Genomic DNA, 22,006 nt, shown 5'->3' with positions numbered 1-22,006 from the left:
CATCACTGGGCAACCCGCTCCATCGGAGCGGGCCTGGATGGTTCAGGCGAACAACTCGCCCTGGATCCGCTCCAGCAATGCCTGGATCGCTTCCAGCCTCAACTGCGGCGAGTCGATGGCCAGCAGGTCGAGCTTGTCCTCTTCCACGAACGGCAACAGGTAGGCCAACTGGTTGGCCAACGCCTGTCGCCCGTCGACATCCCGCGGCATGTCCAGCGCCTCGACCATCGGGTGCTCGCCCAGGGCCAGCAGCAGCGCCAGCAGGTCATCGTCCTGCTCCTGCAGCGGTCCGTCCGCCAGCTCCGACAGCCACTGCACCTCGCCGATCATCAACTGGTCCTTCTGCACCTCGGTACTCTCGACACGAAAACGCCGCACGCCTTCGACGCGAATACCCAGCAGGCCGTTGTCCTGCTGCACGAAGTCGCGGATCAGTGCCTCACAGCCGACCGACGCCACTACCGGCGCCGCCTTGCCCACCTGCTCGCCTTCCAGGATGCATACCACGCCGAAGCCTTCACCCTGCTTCATGCAACGGCCGATCATGTCCAGGTAGCGCGCCTCGAAGATCTGCAGATCGAGCAGGCAACCGGGGAACAGCACGGTATTGAGGGGAAACAGCGGTAATGTCATCTCGATTCCTCAAGCCACCAGGCTGACCGCCAACGGCAGGAACACCGCCGTGGCCACCCCCATAAGGCTCATCGCCAGCGCGGCGAAGGCGCCGCATTCGTCACTTTCCTGCAAGGCCACCGACGTGCCCACCGCGTGAGCGGTGACGCCCAGCGCCATGCCCCGGGCCTCGGGGCTGAGTACGCCGAAGCGGCTCAGCAGCGCCGGGCCGAAGATCGCGCCGATCACCCCGGTGATCAGCACGAACACCGCAGCGAGGGCCGCCACACCACCAATCTGCTCGGCCACCAGCATGGCGATCGGCGAGGTGACCGACTTCGGCGCCATGGTCATCAGGATCATGTGCTCGGCGCCAAACCACCAGCCCAGCGCCAGGCATGCCACGGTGGCGAACAGGCCTCCGACTACCAGCGTAGTAAATGTCGGCCAGAACAGCTGACGGATCCGCCGCAGGTTCAGGTAGAGCGGCACCGCCAGGGCCACGGTGGCGGGGCCCAGGAGGATGTTCATGATCTCGGTGCTCTTGCGGTACTCGGCGTAGTCGATGCCGCAGACAAGCAGGATGCCGATCACCACCAGCATCGACACCAGCACCGGTTGCAGGAAGATCCAGCGGGTTTTTTCATACCCTGCCAGCACCAGCTGGTAGGCGGCCAGCGTGATGCCGATACCGAACAGGGGATGGTGGATGACCGCGTCGAGCGCGCCGTGCCAATCGAGGGTCATGGCTGCTCCTCTTGCTTGCCCTGGCGGTGGATCAGTCTCTGCATCAGCACCCCCACGAACACCAGGGTCGCCAGGCAAGAGATCAACAGCGCCCCGACGATCGCCCAGAAGTCGGCGGCGATGTCCCTGGCATAGACCATCACCCCCACCGCCGGCGGCACCAGCAGCAGCGGCAGGTAGCGCAGCAGGCTGCCGGCGGCCTCGTTGAGCGGCTGGCCGACTTCGCCACGAACCATCAGGAACACCAGCAGCAGCAACAGGCCGATGATGGGCCCGGGCAGGATGTGCAGGAACAAATGGTTGATCGCCGTTCCCAGCAACTGGAACAGCACCAGCCAGGTCAGACCACGCAACAGCATAGGGACCTCCGTCAGAACATGGCGGTCATTATAAGCACGCTAAGCAATTGCCTATAAGGCGATATTCGGCGAAAAGCGGGCAACTTGACTGAAACGGTGCTGCGTGCTGATCTTGAACATTCGTACCAAATGACAATCTGGAGATGTCGCGATGCCCTATGTACCCGTTACAGAGCTTTCGCAGTACGTTGGCAAGGAGCTGGGCCGTTCCCAATGGCTGAAGATCGACCAAGAACGCATCAACCTGTTCGCCGAAGCCACCGGCGATTTCCAGTTCATCCATGTCGATCCTGTGAAAGCGGCCAAGACCCCGTTCGGCAGCACTATCGCCCATGGTTTCCTTACCCTGTCGCTGATCCCCAAGTTGATGGAGGACATCCTCGTGCTGCCCGAGGGGTTGAAGATGGTGGTCAACTATGGCCTGGACAGCGTGCGCTTCATCCAGCCGGTGAAGGTCGACAGCCAGGTACGACTCAAGGTCGACTTGACCGACGCCACCGAGAAAAAGCCCGGGCAATGGCTGCTCAAGGCCACGGTAACCCTTGAAATCGAAGGCGAAGAGAAACCGGCCTACATAGCCGAACCACTGTCACTCTGCTTCGTCTGACCACCACGCCGCGCCTGGAGCAGACGCACGGGGCGCGCAGCGCCCCAATTCACGGCCTGGCGTATTCTGCGGCATACTCGGCGCATCGTTTTCCGCGGAAGCCGCCATGCGCCCCCTGCTCCCCCTGACCCTGATCCTGCTGCTCGCCGCCTGTGGCGAAGGCGAATCCCTGTCTCCGCCGGACGCGCGCCTGCCCGATGGCGGCCGCTACCGTGGCCAGGTGGTGAATGGCCTGCTACAGGGCGAGGGGCGCATCGACTATCCCAACGGCAGCTGGTACGCCGGCAGCTTCAAGGATGGCCAATGGCACGGCCAGGGTGAGTGGCATGGCAGCAACGGCGAGGTCTACCGTGGCCAGTTCAGTGAAGGCCTGTTCCAGGGCCTGGGTGACCTGACCACGCCCGGCAGCCACTACGCCGGCACCTTCAAGCATGGCCGCCGCGATGGCGAAGGCACCCTCAAGCAAAACGACCAGACCTACCGCGGCCAGTTCAAGGACGACCAGTACGATGGCGCGGGGCAACTGGAACTGGCTGACGGCAGCCGTTACCAGGGCCTGTTCGCCAAGGGCAAACCGAACGGTGCCGGGGTGCGCAGCGATGCCAGCGGCAACCAGTTCAGCGGGCACTTCATCGATGGCCAGCTACAGGGAGCCGGCACCTACGACAGCGCCGACGGCGAACAGTACATCGGCGAGTTCAAGGACAATCGCCTCGAGGGCCGTGGCCGCTACGAGAGCGCCGACGGCGACGTCTGGATCGGCGACTTCAAGGACGGATCGCTGGCCGGCCAGGGCGAACTGCTGGGTAGCGATGGCAGCCGCTACAAGGGCGGTTTCCGTGACTGGCGCTTCGCTGGCACCGGCACCTTGCAACTGGCTGACGGTAGCCAGTATATCGGCGGTTTCGCCGACGATGCCTACCACGGGCGTGGCAAGCTGACCCACCCGGACGGTCGCAGCGAAGCCGGTACCTGGGTCAACGGCGTGCGCGTGCGCGACGCCCAGGGCAAGCTTTTGCCCGACCCGCTCGACCTGGCCCTGCTCAACCAGGGCAAACTGCTGGCCGATGCGCTGGCCAAGGTGCCTGCGTCGGTCCCACCCGTGCAGTTGTACAGCCTTGTGGTGGCCGGCGACGGCCAGCAAAGTGTGTTCCTGCGTGAGGCCGACTATGTCAGCAATATGCTCAAGGTGCGTTTCGGCGCCCTCGGCCAGATCACCTTGGTCAACCATCGCGATCATCTGGCCGACCGGCCCATGGCCACCCGTGAGAGCATCACCCGCGCTGCCCGCACCTTGGCCGAGCGCAGCGGCCCCGAGGACCTGGTGTTCATCTACCTGACCAGCCATGGCAGCCACGACCACCAACTGGTGCTCGACCAACCACGCCTGCAACTGGCCGACCTCTCCGCCGACGAGCTGGCCAGCGCCCTCGCCCCGCTGAAGGACCGCGACAAGGTGATCGTCATCTCCGCCTGCTATTCCGGTGGCTACATCGCCCCGCTCAAGGACGACCGCACCCTGGTCATGACCGCCGCCCGGCCAGACCGGGTGTCATTCGGCTGTTCGGAAGAAGCCGACTTCACCTACTTCGGCGACGCCCTTTTCGCCCAAGCGTTGAACCAGACCGACGATCTGAAACAGGCGTTTGAACTGGCGCGGCAAAGCGTTGCCGAACGAGAACGAAGGGAAGGTTTCGAAGCCTCTGAGCCGCAGCTCTGGGCGCCGCCGGCGGTAATCAGCCATTGGCAGCGCCTGCGCCGCCAACAAGCCGAGCAAGCCTTGCGCAATGAAGCCCAGCCAGCTTCGGAGGAACAGGCAAAAACACCTGGCGCCCACTAAGCTGTGTAGTAACGAGGGAGAAACACCATGTACCTGACGCCTCAGCATGTCCTGCTTGCCGGTGCCACGGGTCTGACAGGAGAACACCTGCTCGACCGCCTGCTCAACGAGCCCACTATCAGCCGCGTGCTGGCGCCAACGCGCCGCCCGCTGGCCGAGCATCCGCACCTGGAAAACCCAGTGGGTGACCCGGCCATGTTTCTCCCGCAACTGGCTGGCCGTGTCGACATAGCGTTCTGCTGCCTGGGTACCACCCTCAAGCAGGCCGGATCTGAAACGGCCTTCCGCGCCGTGGACCTGGATATGGTCGTGGCCTTCAGCAAGCGCGCCAGGGAGATGGGCGCCCGCCATCTACTGGTGATCAGCGCGCTCGGCGCCGATCCGAAGTCTTCGATCTTCTACAACCGGGTCAAGGGCGAGATGGAGGAAGCGCTAAAGCAGCAGGATTGGCCGCAATTGACCATCGTGCGGCCTTCGCTATTGCTGGGCGAGCGGATCCAGCCACGGCTGGGTGAGCGCATGGCCGCACCCTTCGCCCGCCTGATACCGGGCAAGTACCGCGGCATCGAGGCCTGCACCCTGGCCCGGGCGCTGTGGCGGCTGGCGTTGGAGGAGGAGGATGGAATTCGCGTGGTCGAGTCGGACGAGCTGCGCAAGCTAGGCAAGAAGTAAGGCATCAAGCCCATCGCGGGGCAAGCCCGCTCCCACGCTACGGGCTATCGCTCAAGGACGTGGGAGCGGCGGTTCGCCGCTGCGACTTGCCCCGCGATGCTGTTACAACCCACCGGTAGCGTTGAACCCCACCCCCGCCGCCGTCAATAACGACAACGGCAGCAGCAGCGTATCGAGCAACGCGCTCCCAGGAAGGTCCAGCCCCGGATAGGCCGGCGCCTCGGCCCCGAACCGATCTTCTGGACAGCACCCACCATTGATCACGTACAGGTCAAGCCGTGTCCCGGCATACACCACCGGTGCCCCGGGCTTGTTGGCATCCAACGTGCGGACCGTGGCGCAGCCACCGAGCTGGGCCAACACCAGCAGCCCCAGCACAAACCGCCTCAATCATCGACCCCATGATGATGCTCGCCCCAGCGCGGCAGCATGTCCTGCGGGATATTCAGCAGGTTCAGGATGCGTGCCACGACGAAGTCGACCAGGTCGTCGATGGTCTGCGGCTGGTGGTAAAAGCCCGGTGCCGCCGGCAGGATCACCGCGCCCATCTGCGACAGCTTGAGCATGTTCTCCAGGTGGATGGTCGAGAATGGCGCCTCCCGCGGAACCAGGATCAACTGACGACGCTCCTTGAGGGTCACGTCGGCCGCCCGCTCGATCAGGTTGTTGCAGGCACCGGTGGCAATCGCCGACAGGGTGCCGGTGGAACACGGCACCACCACCATCGCCGCCGGCGCGCCGGAGCCCGAGGCCACCGGCGACATCCAGTCCTCCTTGCCATACACGCGGATCTGCCCGTCGGCCGCGCCGGTGTACTCGGTCAGGAACGCCTGCATGGCCTGGGGCTTGGCTGGCAACACCACGTCGGTCTCTGTAGCCATTACCAGTTGCGCGGCCTTGGAGATGAGGAAATGCACCTCGCGGTCTTCGCGCACCAGGCAATCGAGCAGGCGCAGGCCATACTGCGCCCCGGAGGCGCCGGTCATGGCCAGGGTGATGCGTTCCGGCCCGCTCACTTCAGCGCCTCGGCCAGCTTGCCGTGCAGGCCGCCGAAGCCGCCGTTGCTCATGATCACCACATGGGTACCCGGGCGGGCCTGGCCCTTGATCCGTTCGATGATCGCCTCGAGGCTGTCGGCGACCACACTCGGTACCTTGCACTGCGCGGCGGTGCCGGCCAGATCCCAGCCCAGGTTGGGCGGCGCGTACCAGATGACCTGGTCGGCGTCGTTGACGCTTTCCGGCAGGCCGTCGCGGTGCGCGCCCAGCTTCATGGAGTTGGAGCGCGGCTCGATCACCGCGATCACCGGCGCCTCGCCTACGCGCTTGCGCAGGCCATCGAGGGTAGTGGCGATGGCGGTCGGGTGGTGGGCGAAGTCGTCATAGATGGTCACGCCCTGAACCTCGGCAACCAGTTCCATGCGGCGTTTGACGCTCTTGAAGGCGCTCAGGCCTTCGATACCCATGGCCGGCGCCACGCCGACATGGCGGGCGGCAGCCAGGGTGGCCAGGGCATTGGCGACGTTGTGTTGGCCGGTCAGCGCCCAATCCACCACTCCTTGCGCCTGACCTTCGAACAGCACTTCGAAGCGCGAGCCATCGGCGCTGAGCAGGCGCGCCTGCCACTGGCCACCCTCGCCCGTGGTCTGCACCGGGGTCCAGCAGCCCATGCCGATGACGCGCTCCAGCGCCTGCTCGGTGGTCGGGTGAATGACCAGGCCCTCACTGGGAATGGTGCGAACCAAGTGGTGGAACTGCCGCTCGATGGACGCAAGGTCGGGGAAGATGTCCGCGTGATCGAACTCGAGATTGTTGAGGATCGCAGTACGCGGATGGTAGTGCACGAACTTGGAGCGCTTGTCGAAGAAAGCGCTGTCGTATTCGTCGGCTTCTACCACGAAGAACGGCGTATCGCCCAGGCGCGCCGACACCGAGAAGTTCTGCGGCACGCCGCCGATCAGGAAGCCCGGGCTCATGCCGGCGTGTTCCAGCACCCAGGCCAGCATGCTGCTGGTAGTGGTCTTGCCATGGGTACCGGCCACGGCCAGTACCCAGCGGCCCTGCAGCACATGGTCGGCCAGCCACTGCGGGCCCGATACGTACGCCAGGCCCTTGTTCAGCACATACTCCACCGCCGGGTTGCCCCGCGACATGGCGTTGCCGATCACCACCAGATCCGGTGCCGGCTCCAGCTGGGCCGGGTCGTAGCCTTGGGTCAGCTCGATGCCCTGGGCTTCGAGCTGGGTGCTCATCGGCGGATACACGTTGGCGTCGGAGCCGGTGACACGGTGGCCAAGGTCCTTGGCCAGCACCGCCAGCGAACCCATGAAAGTGCCGCAAATACCGAGAATATGAATGTGCATGATCGACCTCGCAAAACGTCGAGGCAGGGTAGCCCAGGGCGAGGGAAATCGCACCCGCTGTTTCGCTCAGCAGGCCCTGGCTATGCCATGTTTGCGCAGTTTTCGATACAAGGTATTGCGGCTGATGCTCAGGTGCTCGGCGACGCGGGTCATGTGCCAGTGGTTTGCCTCCAGGGCGCTGAGCAAGGCCTGGCGCTCGGCATCGCCAAGACACACACGACCATCGTGGGAGCGAGCCTGCCCCGCGATGGCGTTGGCAGGACCCACTCCCACATTGCGCACCATTTGCGGGAGGTCCGGATACTCGATCCGCCCCTCCTCGCACAACGCCACCAACGTGCGCAGCACATTGCGCAACTGCCGCACGTTCCCTGGCCAGGCAAAGTCCAGCAACGCTTGTCGTGCTTTCGGTTCGATTTCGATGACCTGTCCTTCGGCCTCCTGCGCCAGCAGGAAGTCCAGCAGCGGCGCCTTGTCGCTGCGTTCGCGCAACGCCGGCAGGGCCACCTCCAGGCCATTGAGGCGGTAATAGAGGTCTTCACGGAACCCGCCGTGCGCCACCCGCTCCAGCAGGTCACGGTGGGTGGCGCTGATGATCCGCACATCCACCGCCTGCGGCTCACCACCGATCGGCACCACCTGGCGCTCTTCCAGTACCCGCAGCAAGCGAGTCTGCAGCGCCAACGGCATGTCGCCGATCTCGTCCAGCAGCAAGGTGCCGCCATCGGCCTGCAGCAGCTTGCCGCGCATGCCTTCCTTGCGCGCACCGGTGAAGCTGCCACCGCGATAGCCGAACAGCTCGCTCTCGATCAGGCTCTCCGGGATCGATGCGCAGTTGATCGCCACGAACGGCTTGTCACGGCGTGCGCTGGCTTGGTGCACCGCCTGGGCAAAAGCCTCCTTGCCGCAACCGGTTTCGCCGCGCAACAGCAGCGGCACGTCACGCTCGAACACCCGCACGGCGCGACGGAAGTCCTCGCGCAAGGCCGGATCGAGCAGGCAGATGCCCGGCGCAGCGGTCTGGGGCAAGGCCACCGGCACCGACCACACCGGCGCCCGTGCCTGGCCGCGCAGGCTGGCGAATACCTGGCGACCGTCGCGGGTGTGCAGCGGCCAGGCAGTACTGCCCTGGAGAGTGGCGCGGCTGAACATTTCATCGTGGCTGCAGGCGAAGAACCTGTCCAATGGCTTGCCCAGCACTCCGCCGCGGATGGTCCCCAACAGGTTCAAAGCACTCTGGTTGGCGGCGCAGATCCGCCCGTCGCCATCGAAGGCCAGCAGGCCCTCGCTGAACAACCCGACCGACTCGGCCTGCAAGTGAAAACGCAGTAGCCATTGCTGCTCGAAGTGGCGCAGGAAGTAGCAGCTCTCGATCATCTTCGCCGACAGGTTGACCAGCGCCATGGTGTGGAACTGGCTCTGGCGCGAGACATCGGGCCGCGCCGACGACACATCGAGTACCGCCAGCAACTCGCCGTGTGGGTCGAATACCGGGCTGGCCGAGCAGGTCAGCCCGGTATGGCGACCACGGAAGTGCTCGTCCTGGTGAATGGTCAGGGCTTGGCGCTCGACCAGGCAGGTACCGATACCGTTGGTGCCCTCGCGGGCCTCGCTCCAGTCGGCGCCGAGCCACAGCCCGGCACGCTCGAAGATGCGCCGCTCGCTGGGCGCGGTGACGCAGTTGAGGATCACCCCGCGAGCATCGGTCAGCAGCACCGCGTGCCCGGCACCGGACAACTGCTGGTGCAGGCTGTTCATCTCGTTGTCGGCGATCTGCAGCACCTGGCGCAGGCGCTCGCGGCTCTCCAGCAGGCGGCCGTGTTCGAGCACCACCGGTGCCTGGACCCGCGCGGGGTCGAGGTGGTAGTCCTCCAGGCAACGCAGCCAGGAGCGGGCGATGGACGGGTCGCTGCCCGGCCCGCTGGTCTGGCCCTGGGCGACCGTGAGCACTTGCTGGGCATGGCGGCTGAACGGATTGCTCTGCATTTCTTGTTGTTCTCCGCAGATAGAGCGTGCCGTCAGCATCCTCCAGACGTGAACGCTTTGCAACGTTGCACCGACCCTGCGGTCACGGCCTGTGTCGCAACGGGTACAAAATGTCACCCTGGCCGTGCCGAGGCTGGCACAGGTCATTTCAATCGCGGCGCCGCACTTGACCCAAGTCATTGATAAACAAGGGCCTCCAGGCGCTGGCCCGACCTTTGCTCTACGCTTGGTAACTCCGCAACAATCACAACGACCAGGAGACACATCATGCGTTATGCACATCCCGGCACCGAAGGCGCGAAGGTCAACTTCAAGAGCCGCTACGGCAACTACATCGGTGGTGAGTTCGTGGCGCCGGTGAAGGGGCAGTATTTCGAGAACACCTCCCCGGTCAACGGCAAGCTGATCGCCGAGTTCCCCCGCTCCACCGCCGAAGACATTGAAAAGGCCCTCGACGCGGCCCACGCGGCCGCCGATGCCTGGGGCCGCACTTCGGTGCAGGACCGATCCAACGTCCTGCTGCGCATCGCCGACCGCATCGAGCAGAACCTCGAGCTGCTGGCCATCACCGAAACCTGGGACAACGGCAAGCCGATCCGCGAAACCCTCAACGCCGACATCCCGCTGGCGGTCGATCACTTCCGCTACTTCGCCGGCTGCATCCGGGCCCAGGAAGGCGGCGCCGCCGAGATCAACGAAACCACCGTGGCCTACCACATCCACGAGCCGCTGGGCGTGGTCGGGCAGATCATCCCGTGGAACTTCCCACTGCTGATGGCCGCCTGGAAGCTCGCCCCGGCCCTGGCCGCCGGCAACTGCGTGGTACTCAAGCCCGCCGAACAGACTCCACTGGGCATCACCGTGCTGATGGAACTGATCGGCGACCTGCTGCCCAAGGGCGTGCTCAACGTGGTGCAAGGCTACGGCCGTGAAGCGGGCGAGGCCCTGGCCACCAGCAAGCGCATTGCCAAGATCGCCTTTACCGGCTCTACGCCGGTCGGCGCGCACATCATGAAATGCGCCGCCGAGAACATCATCCCCTCCACCGTCGAACTGGGCGGCAAGTCGCCGAACGTGTACTTCGAGGACATCATGCAGGCCGAGCCGAGCTTCATCGACAAGGCGGCCGAAGGCATGGTGCTGGCCTTCTTCAACCAGGGCGAAGTGTGCACCTGCCCGTCGCGTGCCCTGGTGCAGGAATCGATCTACCCGCAGTTCATGGAAGTGGTGATGAAGAAGGTGCTGCAGATCAAGCGCGGCGATCCACTGGACACCGACACCATGGTCGGCGCCCAGGCCTCGCAGCAGCAGTTCGAGAAGATCCAGTCCTACCTCAAGATCGCCCAGGAAGAGGGCGCCGAGTTGCTTACCGGCGGCAAGGTGGAGCAGCTCGAAGGCGCGCTGGCCAGCGGTTACTACATCCAGCCGACCCTGCTCAAGGGCAACAACAAGATGCGCGTGTTCCAGGAGGAGATCTTCGGCCCGGTGGTCAGCGTCACCACCTTCAAGGACGAAGCCGAGGCCCTGGCGATTGCCAACGACACCGAATTCGGCCTGGGCGCCGGCGTGTGGACCCGCGACATCAACCGCGCCTATCGCATGGGCCGCGGAATCAAGGCCGGCCGCGTGTGGACCAACTGCTACCACCTGTACCCGGCGCATGCCGCGTTCGGTGGCTACAAGAAGTCCGGCGTCGGCCGTGAAACCCACAAGATGATGCTCGACCACTACCAGCAGACCAAGAACCTGCTGGTGAGCTACGACATCAACCCGCTGGGCTTCTTCTAAGCACGAATCATCGCGGGGCAAGCCCGCTCCCACGTGGGAGCGGGCTTGCCCCGCGATGAGGCCGATCAACCAAGCGCGGTTGCCGTGCAGCAACCGCTCTGGCTCGCTTCCTGCAGTACCTATCACCATCGGCCCGGAACCCTTCCGGCCACCAAGAAGAAAAACAGGTGAATCCATGCCAAGCGATCATTCCGCCGGCGCGCCGGCAAGCTCCTCCGTCGACTTCGAAAAGGTCAATTCCGAGTATTTCCAGCAACGTGAACTGAAAAAAGGTGCCGCCGGCTGGGTGCTGCTGGTGGGCCTGGGCGTGGCCTACGTGATCTCCGGCGACTACGCCGGCTGGAACTTCGGCCTGGCCCAGGGCGGCTGGGGCGGCATGTTCCTCGCCACCCTGCTGATGGCCACCATGTACCTGTGCATGTGCTTCTCCCTGGCGGAACTGTCGTCGATGATCCCCACGGCCGGCGGCGGCTACGGCTTCGCCCGCAGCGCCTTCGGCCCCTGGGGCGGCTTCCTCACCGGCACGGCGATCCTCATCGAGTACGCCATCGCGCCCGCAGCCATCGCCGTGTTCATCGGTGCCTACTGCCAGTCGCTGTTCGGCATCGGCGGCTGGATGATCTACCTGGCCTTCTACATCGTGTTCATCGGCATCCACATCTTCGGCGTCGGCGAGGCGCTGAAGCTGATGTTCATCATCACCGCGGTTGCCGCCATCGCCCTGGCCGTGTTCCTGATCGGCATGGTGCCGCATTTCGATGCAGCGAACCTGTTCGACATCGCCAAGACCGACGCCGTCGGCGCCAGCAGCTTCCTGCCTTTCGGCTATGTCGGTGTCTGGGCGGCGATCCCCTACGCGATCTGGTTCTTCCTCGCGGTCGAAGGCGTACCACTGGCCGCCGAAGAGACCAAGAACCCGAAGCGTGACCTGCCCCGTGGCCTGATCGGCGCGATGTTGGTGCTGCTGGCCTTCGCCTTGTTGATCCTGGTGGTCGGCCCCGGTGGCGCCGGTTCCGAAGCCCTCAAGGCCTCAGGCAACCCGCTGGTCGAGGCGCTGTCGAAGGCCTACGGCGGTTCGACCTGGATGGGCGGCTTCGTCAACCTGGTGGGCCTGGCCGGCCTGATCGCCAGCTTCTTCTCGATCATCTATGCCTATTCGCGGCAGATCTTCGCGCTTTCCCGCGCCGGCTACCTGCCACGCAAACTGTCCGAGACCAACAAGAGCAAGGCCCCGGTACTGGCCCTGGTGATCCCCGGGATCATCGGCTTCGCCCTGTCGCTGACCGGCCAGGGCGACCTGCTGATCCTGGTGGCGGTGTTCGGCGCCACGCTGTCCTACGTGCTGATGATGGCCGCGCACATCACCCTGCGTATCCGCCGCCCGAAAATGGAGCGTCCGTACCGCACCCCCGGCGGCATCTTTACCTCGAGCGTGGCCCTGGTACTGGCCTGTATCGCCGTGGTCGCCGGCTTCCTGGTCGATCCGCGGGTGGTGATTGGCGCCGCGGTGATCTATGCAGTATTAATTGCCTACTTTGCGTTCTACAGCCGCCACCACCTGGTGGCCGGTACACCGGAAGAGGAATTCGCCGCGATCCAGAAGGCCGAAGAGGCCCTGCACTGATTGCCGACTTGCGCCGCAGGCCAGCCCTGCGGCGCCCTGGAGATTCTGTATGGCAAGTTTCACGCATACCGTGGGCCACCAGGTCTACCGCTTCGACAGCCTCAAGGAGGTGATGGCCAAGGCCAGCCCGGCACGCTCGGGGGACTACCTGGCCGGCGTCGCCGCCAGCAACGACGGCGAGCGGGTGGCCGCGCAGATGGCCTTGGCCAACATCCCGCTCAAGCACTTTCTCAGCGAAGCGCTGATCCCCTACGAACAGGACGAAGTCACCCGCCTGATCATCGACACCCACGATGCCGCGGCCTTCGCCGCGGTCAGCCACCTGACCGTCGGCGGCTTGCGCGACTGGCTGCTCAGCGACCAGGCCGACGAACACAGCCTCAGGGCCCTGGCCCCCGGCTTGACGCCGGAAATGGCCGCCGCAGTGTCGAAGATCATGCGCGTGCAGGATCTGGTGCTGGTGGCGCAGAAGATCCGCGTGGTCACCGCGTTCCGCGGCACCATGGGGCTGCGCGGGCGGCTATCGACGCGCCTGCAGCCCAACCACCCCACCGACGAGCCGGCCGGTATCGCCGCGAGCATTCTCGACGGCCTGCTGTACGGCAACGGTGATGCGATGATCGGCATCAACCCGGCCACCGACAGCATCGCCTCGATCTGCGCGCTGCTGGAAATGCTCGATGCGATCATCCAGCGTTACGACATCCCCACCCAGTCCTGCGTGCTGACCCACGTCACCACCTCGATCGAGGCGATCAACCGCGGCGTGCCGCTGGACCTGGTGTTCCAGTCCATTGCCGGCACCGAAGCGGCCAACGCCGGCTTCGGCATCAACCTTAACGTGTTGCAGGAGGGCTACGAGGCCGGCCTGTCACTCAAGCGCGGCACGGTCGGGCAGAACCTGATGTACTTCGAGACCGGCCAGGGCAGCGCCCTGTCGGCCAACGCCCACCACGGCGTCGACCAGCAGACCTGCGAAACCCGCGCCTATGCGGTGGCCCGGCACTTCAAGCCGTTCCTGGTCAACACCGTGGTCGGTTTCATCGGCCCGGAGTACCTGTACAACGGCAAGCAGATCATCCGCGCCGGCCTCGAGGACCACTTCTGCGGCAAGCTGCTGGGCGTGCCGATGGGCTGCGACATCTGCTACACCAACCACGCCGAAGCCGACCAGGACGACATGGACACCCTGCTGACCCTGCTGGGCGTGGCCGGGATCAACTTCATCATGGGCATCCCCGGCTCCGACGACATCATGCTCAACTACCAGACCACCTCGTTCCACGACGCGCTCTATGCCCGCCAGACCCTGGGCCTCAAGCCCGGGCCGGAATTCGAGGCGTGGCTGGAACGTACCGGTATCTTCACCCAGGCCGATGGCCGTATCCGCTTCGGCGACAACCTGCCGGCGGCCTTCCGCCAGGCCCTGGCACAGCTGGCCTAGAGGTGAGCATGGAACGACACACCCCCACCCCCGACAACCCCTGGCTGGCCCTGCGCAACCTGACGCCGGCACGCATCGCCCTGGGCCGCACCGGCATCAGCCTGCCGACCGGCGCCCAACTGGACTTCCAGTTCGCCCATGCCCAGGCCCGCGACGCCGTGCACCTGCCCTTCGACCACGTCGGCCTGCGCCAGCAACTCAGCGAGCGCGGGCGCGACAGCATGCTGCTGCACAGCGCCGCCAGCGACCGCCACCAGTATCTGCAACGCCCGGACCTGGGCCGACGCCTGCACGAGGGCTCGGCCCAGTGTCTGCGCGAGCACGCCCAGGCCAACCCTGGCGGCGTCGACCTGGCCATCGTTGTTGCCGATGGCCTGTCGGCGCTGGCCGTGCACCGCCACACCCTGCCCTTCCTGAGCCGCTTCGAGGAACAGGCCGCCGCCGATGGCTGGAGCAGCGCCCCGGTAATCCTGGTGGAGCAAGGCCGGGTCGCGGTGGCCGACGAAGTGGGTGAGCTGCTCGGCGCACGCATGACGGTGATGCTGATCGGCGAACGCCCAGGCCTGAGTTCACCCGACAGCCTGGGCCTGTACTTCACCTACGCGCCGAAGGTCGGCCTGACCGACGCCTACCGCAACTGCATCTCCAATGTGCGCCTCGAAGGCCTGAGCTACGGCATGGCCGCTCATCGCCTGCTGTACCTGATGCGCGAGGCCTGCAGGCGCCAGCTGTCGGGGGTGAATCTGAAGGACGAAGCCGAGGTCCCTAGTATCGACAGCGAAGATTCTGCCGGGAAAAACGGAAACTTCCTGCTCGGTGAAGGGTAAAAAACATGTCACCGAAGGCGGATTGCGCTTCTAGCCTGCTTTAGGCAGCATGCCAGTGGACGCTGCTGGCAATCCGCCGTATTCCCAATGGACTCAGAGGCCCGCCCATGCGCATCATCCAGGCAACCTTGGAACACCTTGACCTGCTCACCCCATTGTTCGTGAAATACCGCGAGTTCTATGGGCAACTGCCTTACCCGGACAGTTCGCGGGCCTTTCTCGAAAAACGCCTCAAGCGCAAGGAATCGATCATCTACCTGGCCCTGCCGGATGATGGCGATGACCGCCTGATGGGCTTCTGCCAGCTCTACCCGAGCTTCTCATCGCTGTCGCTCAAGCGCGTGTGGATCCTCAACGATATCTATGTGGCCGAAGACTCGCGGCGCATGCTGGTGGCCGACAACCTGATGCGCGAGGCCAAGAAGATGGCCAAGAAATCCAACGCCGTGCGCATGCGCGTGTCCACCAGCAGCGACAACGAGGTGGCGCGCAAGACCTATGAATCCATGGGCTTTCGCAAGGACACCGAGTTCGAGAACTACATCCTGCCGATCAGCCAGGATTGAAGTCCGTACGGAAAATTTCGCACAGAGCCTGATCGATACGTCGGCATATCGTGCAGTGTGGGAGCGGGTTTGCCCCGCGATTGCCAGGACGCCCCTATCGCAGGGCAAGCCCGCTCCCACGAAACCGTATGCCCCCATATTGTCGTAACCCCCCGCTACAAACTCTCCGGGCACAATCCGGACTTCGCCGTATAATCCCCCTCCTGTCATGTGCGAAAAGTTACCGGCACAACCGGTAAACCTCCCCAACCATGGCACTGTCCGTCATCGCGTGCCCGTAGAAGCGGGTCAAGAACACAGGTGCTGTACATGGATTTCAACCCGCTGGACCTCATCCTGCATCTCGATGCCTACCTCGATCTGCTGGTCAACAACTACGGTCCCTGGATCTACGCCATACTCTTCGCCGTGATCTTCTGCGAGACCGGCCTGGTGATCATGCCGTTCCTGCCGGGTGACTCGCTGCTGTTCATCGCCGGCGCCGTGGCCGCCGGTGGCGGGATGGACCCGGTACTGCTGGCCGGCCTGCTGATGGCCGCGGCAATCCTCGGCGACAGCACCAACTACGTGATCGGGCGCACGGCGGGCGAACGCCTGTTCCGCAACCCCAACTCGAAGATCTTCCGCAAGGACTACCTGCAGCGCACCCACGAGTTCTACGAGCGCCATGGCGGCAAGACCGTCACCCTGGCGCGCTTCCTGCCGATCCTGCGTACCTTCGCGCCGTTCGTCGCCGGTATCGCCCACATGCACTACCCGCGCTTCCTGGCCTTCAGCGTAGCCGGCTCGCTGCTGTGGGTGGGCGGCCTGGTGACCCTGGGCTACTTCTTCGGCAACGTGCCGTTCATCAAGCAGCACCTGTCGCTGATGGTGGTGGCGATCATCCTGCTGTCGCTGATACCGATGATCCTTGGACTGCTGCGCGGCCGTTTCGGTCGCACGGCCAAGGCCCACTGACCTGGGCATGTGGTCGTTCAGCGCCTGGCGGCGCCGGCGCACCCTGGCCCGCTATCCGGTCGATCCACAGCTGTGGCAGGTGATCCGTGATCGCCTGCCGCTGCTCGACGGCATCAGCGACGAAGAAGACCGCTGGTTGCGTGACGCCTGCGTGCTGTTCCTGCACGACAAGCACCTGACCACCCTGCCCGGCGTCGAGCTGGACGACGAGCAGCGCCTGTTCCTCGCCGCCCAGGCCCAGTTGCCGCTGCTGCACCTGGGCGAGCTGAACTGGTACCAGGGCTTCCACGAGATCATCCTCTACCCCGACGACTTCAAGAGCCCTCAGCGCCACCGCGACAGCAGCGGGGTCGAGCATGCCTGGGACGCCGAGCACAGCGGCGAAGCCTGGCAGCAGGGACCGGTGATCCTCGCCTGGCCCGGCGTCCTGAGCAGCGGCGGCTGGGAAGCCTACAACCTGGTCATCCACGAACTGGCGCACAAGCTGGACATGCTCAACGGCGATGCCAACGGCCTGCCGCCCTTGCACAGCGGCATGCGCGTGGAGGACTGGGCCCAGGCCATGCAGCAGGCCTACGACGACCTGAACCGCCAGCTCGACGCCAACCCCGACGCCGAGACGGCCATCGACCCCTATGCCGCGGAAAACCCGGCCGAGTTCTTCGCCGTCACCAGCGAATACTTCTTCAGCGCACCCGACCTGCTGCATGAGGCCTACCCGAAGGTCTACCAGCAGCTGTCGCTGTTCTACCGCCAGGATCCGCTGGGCCGCCTGGCACGTCTGCAGGCCGAGCACCCGGACTACCGCGCCAGCCACGGCTGAAAGCCGCACATCAGGCCGGGCGTGGCACCCACTGTGGGAATGTGCCTATAATCGCCGCCACTTTTTTGATCAAACACGGGGGCATTGCCCAATGAGCTACAGCAAGATTCCAGCCGGCAAAGACCTGCCGAACGACATCTACGTCGCCATCGAGATCCCGGCCAACCACGCGCCGATCAAATACGAGATCGACAAGGACAGCGACACCCTGTTCGTCGACCGTTTCATGGCCACCCCTATGTTCTACCCGGCCAACTACGGCTTCATCCCCAACACCCTGGCCGACGACGGTGATCCGCTGGACGTGCTGGTCGTGACCCCGTACCCGGTCGCCCCAGGCTCGGTGATCCGCGCCCGTCCCGTTGGCGTGCTGAACATGACCGACGACGGTGGCGGCGACGCCAAGGTCATCGCCGTTCCTCACGACAAGCTGTCGCAGCTGTATGTCGACGTGAAGGAATACACCGACCTGCCTGCCCTGCTGATCCAGCAGATCGAGCACTTCTTCGCGAACTACAAGGATCTCGAGAAGGGCAAGTGGGTCAAGATCGAAGGCTGGGAAGGCGCAGACGCCGCCCGCGCCGCGATCACCAAATCGGTCGCAGCCTACAAGGGCTGAACCTGACACGAAGAAAACCCTGCTCCGGCAGGGTTTTTTTTATGGACATTCGCCGCAGCCTGGCGGCCTATCGACTTATCCTACGCAATCCTAAGGCGCACCCTACAATTCAACACGTTTCCTACAGATCACTTCGACATCGGGTTGATTTCCACGCACTTCAAGGAACTATAGACTCGCTGTCATGAAAACATCCGGCGACCGTCTCAAAGCCCTCCTTTTGGAGTGCAACCTGACCCCTTCAGACTTTGCCGCCCAGCGCAAGATCACGCCGCAGCACGTCAACAACTGGTTCAAACGCGGCGTGCCCCAAGCCCGACTCGAGGAGATAGCCGATCTGTTCTGCGTCCGCATGCGCTGGCTGCGCAGTGGAGAAGGCCCGAAGCATCCGACCCCGCTTCGCCCCGTCCGATCCACCTGTTCTGCCAGTCCCTTGCCGCCGCCACTGCTGGCCTTGGACACGGACATGGCGCATTTGCCCCTGCATCACCTGGAGCAGGGCCGTCTGCAAGTTCTGCCCGGGCACTACCAGCCGGTCCCCCGCCGGGCCCTGGAGGCCCTGGAGGTCACAACGGCAAACGCCATCTGCCTCGGCATGCCATGCAACAGCATGGCCCCCCTGCTGCCCGAAGGCGCCCTGCTTGCTATCGACTGCGGCTTTACCCGGGTCGTGGAGGGCGAGTGCTATGCGCTGCTGCACAATGGCCGTCTGCGAGTGCAGCGTCTCTCCGTTGGCCACAACGGCACGCTGTGCCTGCACAGCCATGACCGCCTCAACCACCCCAGCGAACGCTACACAGCCTATCAACGTCGCGTGCAGAAGCTGGAAATCCTCGGCTGGGTGTTCTGGTGGTCATGCCTGCGCCCTGTGCGTCCGGGCTGAAACACCTCGCACCACTTTTTGCTGGGCAGGGACCCCGCACACGGGTATGCTACGCGGCACATCATGCCCCCTGATGGTGCAAGCCGCATTCCAGAGGGCCTGGCGACGCCTCACACAGCCGTCCGCCATCTTTTTCCGGCCATGTTGCCAACCGTTTAAGGCGGTTGCGGCTTATCAAAAATGAGCCAAGACCGTCCCCGAGAAGCCGGCCACAAGCCGGCTTTTTAATGCCTGTCGACAAGCAAGGCACCCCTCAGAATCGCGCCACCATCCCCACCCGCCAAGTCCGTCCAGGTGCCGGCATGAAGCTCTGCGCCAGCGGATCCAGGTAGTAGCGGTCCGTCAGGTTCTGCACCGACACGTTCAGTTCGGTGTGCTCCAGCACCTTGTACTTGAGGAACAGGTCGAACAGCGCCACCGAGCGATAGTCGATCTGCGGTGTGGTGGCGCCGGTCTGCCAGGGCTTGTCCATCTGCGCGGTGGGCCCCGAGGTATAGGTCATGCGCCCGCCCACGGTCAGCGCCTCGTCGAAGAAGCGCAAGCCGGTGAGCAGATTGGCCGAGAAGCGTGGCGGGTTCTGCGTGTTGGTGTATGAGCCCATGTAGCTGCCCGGCGTGCAGTCCGGGGTGTCGTGGGTACGTTGGTACTGATTGGCGCTGGCGCGCAGCTTGCCGGCAAAGGCCGCGTCGCAGGTCTCGGTCATCAGGTAGTAGGTGGCCGACAGGTCGGCGAACACCCGTCCGGCATCGTAGTGCGACTGCAACTCCAGGCCGCGGGTGTGGAAGCTGTCGGTGTTGCTGAAGGTCATTTGCCCCCACAGCCCCGGGCTTGGGTCATAGTAGCGGGTGATGTAGTTCTTGATGTCGTTGTCGAACCAGGCCAGCTTGGCCGACGCCTCGTCACCCGCGGTCAGCAGGTCGCTGCGCAAGGCACTCACGCCCACTTCCCAGCTGCGTGAGCGCTCGGGCTTGAGGTGCTTGCCCGGGGAGACCTGCTGGGTACCCTGGCTGGTCTCGAACAGCGAAGGCAGGCGCAGGCCCTGGGTGTAGGACGCGTACACGAAAGTGTCGGGGAGGAACTCGACATTGATGCCGAAGGCCGGCGAGAAACCACCGCCGCTGCTCTTGCCCTGTGGGGTGTAGTCATAGCCGGTGACCACTCGGTTTACACCTTCAGGATGGACAACCACATTGGTCGCGCCGGACTCATTGAACGGCACGCCATTGAACGGCTCGTTGCTGTTTTCGAAGACAATGCCGTTGTTCAGGCGCGGGTCGGTGGCGTCGGTGTACTGGCCGTTCTGGTCCGGGAACCATATCATGCTGCCCCAGTGCCCCGGGCTGCTGGCGGTGATCCAGCGCATTTCGCGCTCCTCGCGGCGCGCCTCGGCCAGCACCGTGTTGTCCTTGGTTCGGTAGTGGGCATAGCGGCCGCCGCCCCACAGCGTCACCGTCTCGACAGGCTTGTACTCCAGGTTGCCGTTGAAGCTGAACTCCTGACGCGAGGCATCGCGCAACATGCGGTTGGCGTTGATGTCGTGCTGGGTGGCCACGACGCTTTTCTGCGGCTGCAGGTCCTCGAGCTGGAAGGCACCGCCCAGGTCGAGCTTGAAATCGCCATGGGCGGTGGTGAAGCGCGACACGTTGCTCAGGTCGCCGCCGATGCGGCGGTTGTCCTGGCGCGACCAGGCGCGGTCGGTGCGGAACAGCTGCGACTTGGGAGCCATCCAGGCCGCGCTCAAGGTGCTGGTCTTCGAGTCGGTCATCCACAGGTTGCTGGTGAGGTCCACCCACGGATTGCCCTCGGGCAGGTAGTGATAGCGCGCGGTGTACGTGTCGATCTCGATTTCGCTGGTGGGGTACTGGTAGATGCCGGCGGTGCCGTAGCGGAAGATGTCCGACGGCATGATCTCGCCCATGTGCCCGTCGAAGCGCCGGTAGCCGAGGTCCAGGGTGTGGTCGTCGGCCAGCCGCCAGGTGGTCTTGAGCAGGTAGGAGTCGGTCTCGAACGACGAGTTGAGCACTTCCTCGCCGGCATTGTAGGTGTTGGCGACACTGGCCTGCTCCTCGCCCCAGCGATCATAGAGGCGGTAGCGGTCCTGGCCCTTCTTGCCGGAGAAGTAGTTGCCCTGGTTGCGGTGCGCATAGGCCGCCACCAGGTCGAAGCGCTCGTGGGAATAGGCGAAGGCGGCGCTGCCGGACTCGGCCTTGGAGCCGAACAGGCTGCCGCGCTCATCACGCGGCGCCGCACTCAGGTCCTCGTCGCGGGAATGGCGGTTGCGGTGCTCGGGTTCGACGCCGTTGTTCCACAGGTTGCCGGTCAGGCGCACGCCGACGTCCTTGCCATCGACCAGGATGTCATCCACGCCGATGGTCTTCATCTCCACCGAGCCGCCAATAGCCCCCGATCGGGTACTGGGGCCCTTGTTCACGGTGACGCTGCTGATCAGGTCGGGGTCGATGTAGCTGCGCTGCTGGGTGCCGCCGTAGCCCCGGTAGACATCCACCGCCTGCTCCGAGCCATCGACCCTGACCGCCACCCGGCTCTGCCCCTGGATGCCGCGAATGTTGACGTCCAGCGCGCCGCCGTTGCGGCTGTCGCCCACCTGCACGCCGGCCACGCCCTTGAGCATGTCGCCCACCGACACGGTGCTGAAGCGGTCGAGGTCTTCACGCGACAGGTGCACCGTCGAACGCGGCGCGCGGTAGGTGTCACGCTGCGGGTCGACCATTTCGCTGGAGGCGACCACGGTCGGTGTCAGCTCGGTTGCCGTCGCCGATGCCTGGGCCTGGGCCTGGGCCTGCGGGATGAGGATGTATGCCCCCCGTGAGGTGGGCAGCAGTTGCAGGCCGGTATTGGCCAGCAGGCGGCGGGCGCCCTCCTGCACGGTGTAGCGGCCCTTGAGCGCTGGCGCGGCGCGGCCGCGGGTCAGGTCGGGATCGTAGGACAGCAACAGCCCCGATTGCTTGGCGAACACGCCCAGCGAAGTGCCCAGCGGCCCCTGGGCGATATCGTAGTCGCGGCGCGTGGCGTCGTCGGGTCGGCTGTTCTCGGTTGCCGCCGGGGCGGCCTGGGCCAGGCTTGCGCCAGAGCCCAGCAAACAGCCGAGCACCGCGCAGCGCACGGCGAAGCTGATCGGGGACAAGCGTTGCGATGGGCGCGAAACAGGGGGAAGCCGATAGCTGGCGGGCATGTTTTTCTCGCTCGTGAGGTCAGTGCCCGGCACTCGATGCGGGCTTGCACCTCTTCTGTCGCACGACAGCGAAAAAGGTATATGCGTGCGATTCGCA

The 22,006-nt window shown here is 64.8% G+C and carries 20 protein-coding genes; 12 read left to right on the top strand and 8 right to left on the bottom strand.

The window, feature by feature from the left end:
• Positions 1-42: 42 nt before the first annotated feature.
• The 3 genes from LU688_RS02755 to LU688_RS02745 are packed head-to-tail and all read right to left on the bottom strand — an operon-like array spanning position 43 to position 1,718.
• On the bottom strand, positions 43-633 hold the full coding sequence (locus LU688_RS02755) for an LON peptidase substrate-binding domain-containing protein (protein ID WP_023631658.1): 591 nt from the start codon (positions 631-633) through the stop codon (positions 43-45).
• 9 nt (positions 634-642) lie between these two features.
• Entirely contained in the window at positions 643-1,359 is a 717-nt protein-coding gene (locus LU688_RS02750) for an LrgB family protein (RefSeq protein ID WP_023631659.1), read from the bottom strand.
• Positions 1,356-1,718, bottom strand: a complete 363-nt coding sequence (locus tag LU688_RS02745) for a CidA/LrgA family protein (protein ID WP_023631660.1) — start codon at positions 1,716-1,718, stop codon at positions 1,356-1,358. The genes LU688_RS02750 and LU688_RS02745 overlap by 4 nt, the downstream gene beginning before the upstream one ends.
• Positions 1,719-1,869: 151 nt before the next feature.
• Here LU688_RS02745 and LU688_RS02740 point away from each other — a divergent pair, with 151 nt between their 5' ends.
• The 3 genes from LU688_RS02740 (at position 1,870) to LU688_RS02730 (ending at position 4,837) form a co-directional block, all read left to right on the top strand.
• Entirely contained in the window at positions 1,870-2,325 is a 456-nt protein-coding gene (locus LU688_RS02740) for a MaoC family dehydratase (protein WP_023631661.1), read from the top strand.
• A 106-nt stretch (positions 2,326-2,431) separates the two neighbouring features.
• Positions 2,432-4,165 carry a C13 family peptidase gene (locus tag LU688_RS02735; protein WP_094012293.1) on the top strand — a complete coding sequence of 578 codons (1,734 nt, stop codon included), beginning with the start codon at positions 2,432-2,434 and terminating at the stop codon, positions 4,163-4,165.
• Positions 4,166-4,192: 27 nt separating this feature from the next.
• Positions 4,193-4,837 (top strand): oxidoreductase, encoded by a 645-nt coding sequence (locus LU688_RS02730; RefSeq protein WP_023631663.1) that lies wholly within the window; start codon positions 4,193-4,195, stop codon positions 4,835-4,837.
• Between the two features lie 102 nt (positions 4,838-4,939).
• On the opposite strand, the gene LU688_RS02725 is transcribed toward LU688_RS02730, so the two are convergent.
• The 4 genes from LU688_RS02725 to LU688_RS02710 all read right to left on the bottom strand — a co-directional run bounded on the left by LU688_RS02725 (position 4,940) and on the right by LU688_RS02710 (position 9,185).
• The gene (locus LU688_RS02725) at positions 4,940-5,227 is read right to left on the bottom strand and encodes a YceK/YidQ family lipoprotein (RefSeq protein WP_038707275.1); all 288 of its coding nucleotides are present in this window, start codon (positions 5,225-5,227) and stop codon (positions 4,940-4,942) included.
• Complete coding sequence (gene ubiX, locus LU688_RS02720; RefSeq protein ID WP_011532009.1) at positions 5,224-5,853, bottom strand: flavin prenyltransferase UbiX; 630 nt, start codon at positions 5,851-5,853, stop codon at positions 5,224-5,226. The genes LU688_RS02725 and ubiX overlap by 4 nt, the downstream gene beginning before the upstream one ends.
• Positions 5,850-7,199, bottom strand: coding sequence for a UDP-N-acetylmuramate:L-alanyl-gamma-D-glutamyl-meso-diaminopimelate ligase (mpl, locus tag LU688_RS02715; RefSeq protein ID WP_038707274.1), 1,350 nt, complete (start codon positions 7,197-7,199; stop codon positions 5,850-5,852). The genes ubiX and mpl overlap by 4 nt, the downstream gene beginning before the upstream one ends.
• A 66-nt stretch (positions 7,200-7,265) precedes the next feature.
• Positions 7,266-9,185 (bottom strand): sigma-54-dependent Fis family transcriptional regulator, encoded by a 1,920-nt coding sequence (locus LU688_RS02710; RefSeq protein ID WP_094012294.1) that lies wholly within the window; start codon positions 9,183-9,185, stop codon positions 7,266-7,268.
• A gap of 267 nt (positions 9,186-9,452) precedes the next feature.
• Here LU688_RS02710 and exaC point away from each other — a divergent pair, with 267 nt between their 5' ends.
• The 9 genes from exaC (at position 9,453) to LU688_RS02665 (ending at position 18,716) form a co-directional block, all read left to right on the top strand.
• On the top strand, positions 9,453-10,973 hold the full coding sequence (gene exaC, locus LU688_RS02705; RefSeq protein ID WP_023631530.1) for an acetaldehyde dehydrogenase ExaC: 1,521 nt from the start codon (positions 9,453-9,455) through the stop codon (positions 10,971-10,973).
• 175 nt (positions 10,974-11,148) lie between these two features.
• On the top strand, positions 11,149-12,597 hold the full coding sequence (gene eat, locus LU688_RS02700; RefSeq protein ID WP_023631529.1) for an ethanolamine permease: 1,449 nt from the start codon (positions 11,149-11,151) through the stop codon (positions 12,595-12,597).
• A gap of 49 nt (positions 12,598-12,646) precedes the next feature.
• Positions 12,647-14,041, top strand: coding sequence for an ethanolamine ammonia-lyase subunit EutB (locus LU688_RS02695; RefSeq protein ID WP_038707272.1), 1,395 nt, complete (start codon positions 12,647-12,649; stop codon positions 14,039-14,041).
• An 8-nt stretch (positions 14,042-14,049) separates the two neighbouring features.
• Positions 14,050-14,868, top strand: a complete 819-nt coding sequence (gene eutC, locus LU688_RS02690; protein ID WP_094012295.1) for an ethanolamine ammonia-lyase subunit EutC — start codon at positions 14,050-14,052, stop codon at positions 14,866-14,868.
• 107 nt (positions 14,869-14,975) lie between these two features.
• The gene (locus LU688_RS02685) at positions 14,976-15,434 is read left to right on the top strand and encodes a GNAT family N-acetyltransferase (protein ID WP_023629652.1); all 459 of its coding nucleotides are present in this window, start codon (positions 14,976-14,978) and stop codon (positions 15,432-15,434) included.
• A gap of 309 nt (positions 15,435-15,743) precedes the next feature.
• Positions 15,744-16,391: a DedA family protein gene (locus LU688_RS02680; protein ID WP_094012296.1), complete on the top strand. Its 648-nt coding sequence runs from the start codon at positions 15,744-15,746 to the stop codon at positions 16,389-16,391.
• 7 nt (positions 16,392-16,398) lie between these two features.
• Complete coding sequence (locus LU688_RS02675; protein ID WP_094012297.1) at positions 16,399-17,214, top strand: M90 family metallopeptidase; 816 nt, start codon at positions 16,399-16,401, stop codon at positions 17,212-17,214.
• Positions 17,215-17,305: 91 nt separating this feature from the next.
• On the top strand, positions 17,306-17,833 hold the full coding sequence (gene ppa, locus LU688_RS02670) for an inorganic diphosphatase (protein ID WP_003255365.1): 528 nt from the start codon (positions 17,306-17,308) through the stop codon (positions 17,831-17,833).
• Between the two features lie 184 nt (positions 17,834-18,017).
• Entirely contained in the window at positions 18,018-18,716 is a 699-nt protein-coding gene (locus tag LU688_RS02665) for a LexA family transcriptional regulator (RefSeq protein WP_023629649.1), read from the top strand.
• Between the two features lie 253 nt (positions 18,717-18,969).
• Here LU688_RS02665 and LU688_RS02660 read toward each other — a convergent pair whose 3' ends face one another.
• Positions 18,970-21,909 carry a TonB-dependent receptor gene (locus LU688_RS02660; protein WP_094012298.1) on the bottom strand — a complete coding sequence of 980 codons (2,940 nt, stop codon included), beginning with the start codon at positions 21,907-21,909 and terminating at the stop codon, positions 18,970-18,972.
• Positions 21,910-22,006 lie beyond the last annotated feature (97 nt).

It is taken from the genome of Pseudomonas soli (assembly GCF_021283165.2).
Taxonomy (GTDB): Bacteria; Pseudomonadota; Gammaproteobacteria; order Pseudomonadales; family Pseudomonadaceae; genus Aquipseudomonas; species Aquipseudomonas soli.
The sequence above is the reverse complement of the archived record's forward strand: the minus strand, read 5'-3'. Positions and strand labels throughout refer to the sequence as shown.

Excerpts from the sequence above, each read along its gene's own strand:
- LU688_RS02750 (WP_023631659.1), bottom strand. The coding sequence starts at position 1,359 with ATGACCCTCGATTGGCACGGCGCGCTCGACGCGGTCATCCACCATCCC.
- LU688_RS02730 (WP_023631663.1), top strand. The coding sequence starts at position 4,193 with ATGTACCTGACGCCTCAGCATGTCCTGCTTGCCGGTGCCACGGGTCTG.
- ppa (WP_003255365.1), top strand. The coding sequence starts at position 17,306 with ATGAGCTACAGCAAGATTCCAGCCGGCAAAGACCTGCCGAACGACATC.
- eutC (WP_094012295.1), top strand. The coding sequence starts at position 14,050 with ATGGAACGACACACCCCCACCCCCGACAACCCCTGGCTGGCCCTGCGC.
- LU688_RS02680 (WP_094012296.1), top strand. The coding sequence starts at position 15,744 with ATGGATTTCAACCCGCTGGACCTCATCCTGCATCTCGATGCCTACCTC.
- LU688_RS02685 (WP_023629652.1), top strand. The coding sequence starts at position 14,976 with ATGCGCATCATCCAGGCAACCTTGGAACACCTTGACCTGCTCACCCCA.
- LU688_RS02755 (WP_023631658.1), bottom strand. The coding sequence starts at position 633 with ATGACATTACCGCTGTTTCCCCTCAATACCGTGCTGTTCCCCGGTTGC.
- mpl (WP_038707274.1), bottom strand. The coding sequence starts at position 7,199 with ATGCACATTCATATTCTCGGTATTTGCGGCACTTTCATGGGTTCGCTG.
- LU688_RS02665 (WP_023629649.1), top strand. The coding sequence starts at position 18,018 with ATGAAAACATCCGGCGACCGTCTCAAAGCCCTCCTTTTGGAGTGCAAC.
- LU688_RS02740 (WP_023631661.1), top strand. The coding sequence starts at position 1,870 with ATGCCCTATGTACCCGTTACAGAGCTTTCGCAGTACGTTGGCAAGGAG.
- LU688_RS02695 (WP_038707272.1), top strand. The coding sequence starts at position 12,647 with ATGGCAAGTTTCACGCATACCGTGGGCCACCAGGTCTACCGCTTCGAC.
- LU688_RS02745 (WP_023631660.1), bottom strand. The coding sequence starts at position 1,718 with ATGCTGTTGCGTGGTCTGACCTGGCTGGTGCTGTTCCAGTTGCTGGGA.
- LU688_RS02710 (WP_094012294.1), bottom strand. The coding sequence starts at position 9,185 with ATGCAGAGCAATCCGTTCAGCCGCCATGCCCAGCAAGTGCTCACGGTC.
- LU688_RS02675 (WP_094012297.1), top strand. The coding sequence starts at position 16,399 with ATGTGGTCGTTCAGCGCCTGGCGGCGCCGGCGCACCCTGGCCCGCTAT.
- LU688_RS02660 (WP_094012298.1), bottom strand. The coding sequence starts at position 21,909 with ATGCCCGCCAGCTATCGGCTTCCCCCTGTTTCGCGCCCATCGCAACGC.
- exaC (WP_023631530.1), top strand. The coding sequence starts at position 9,453 with ATGCGTTATGCACATCCCGGCACCGAAGGCGCGAAGGTCAACTTCAAG.
- eat (WP_023631529.1), top strand. The coding sequence starts at position 11,149 with ATGCCAAGCGATCATTCCGCCGGCGCGCCGGCAAGCTCCTCCGTCGAC.
- LU688_RS02735 (WP_094012293.1), top strand. The coding sequence starts at position 2,432 with ATGCGCCCCCTGCTCCCCCTGACCCTGATCCTGCTGCTCGCCGCCTGT.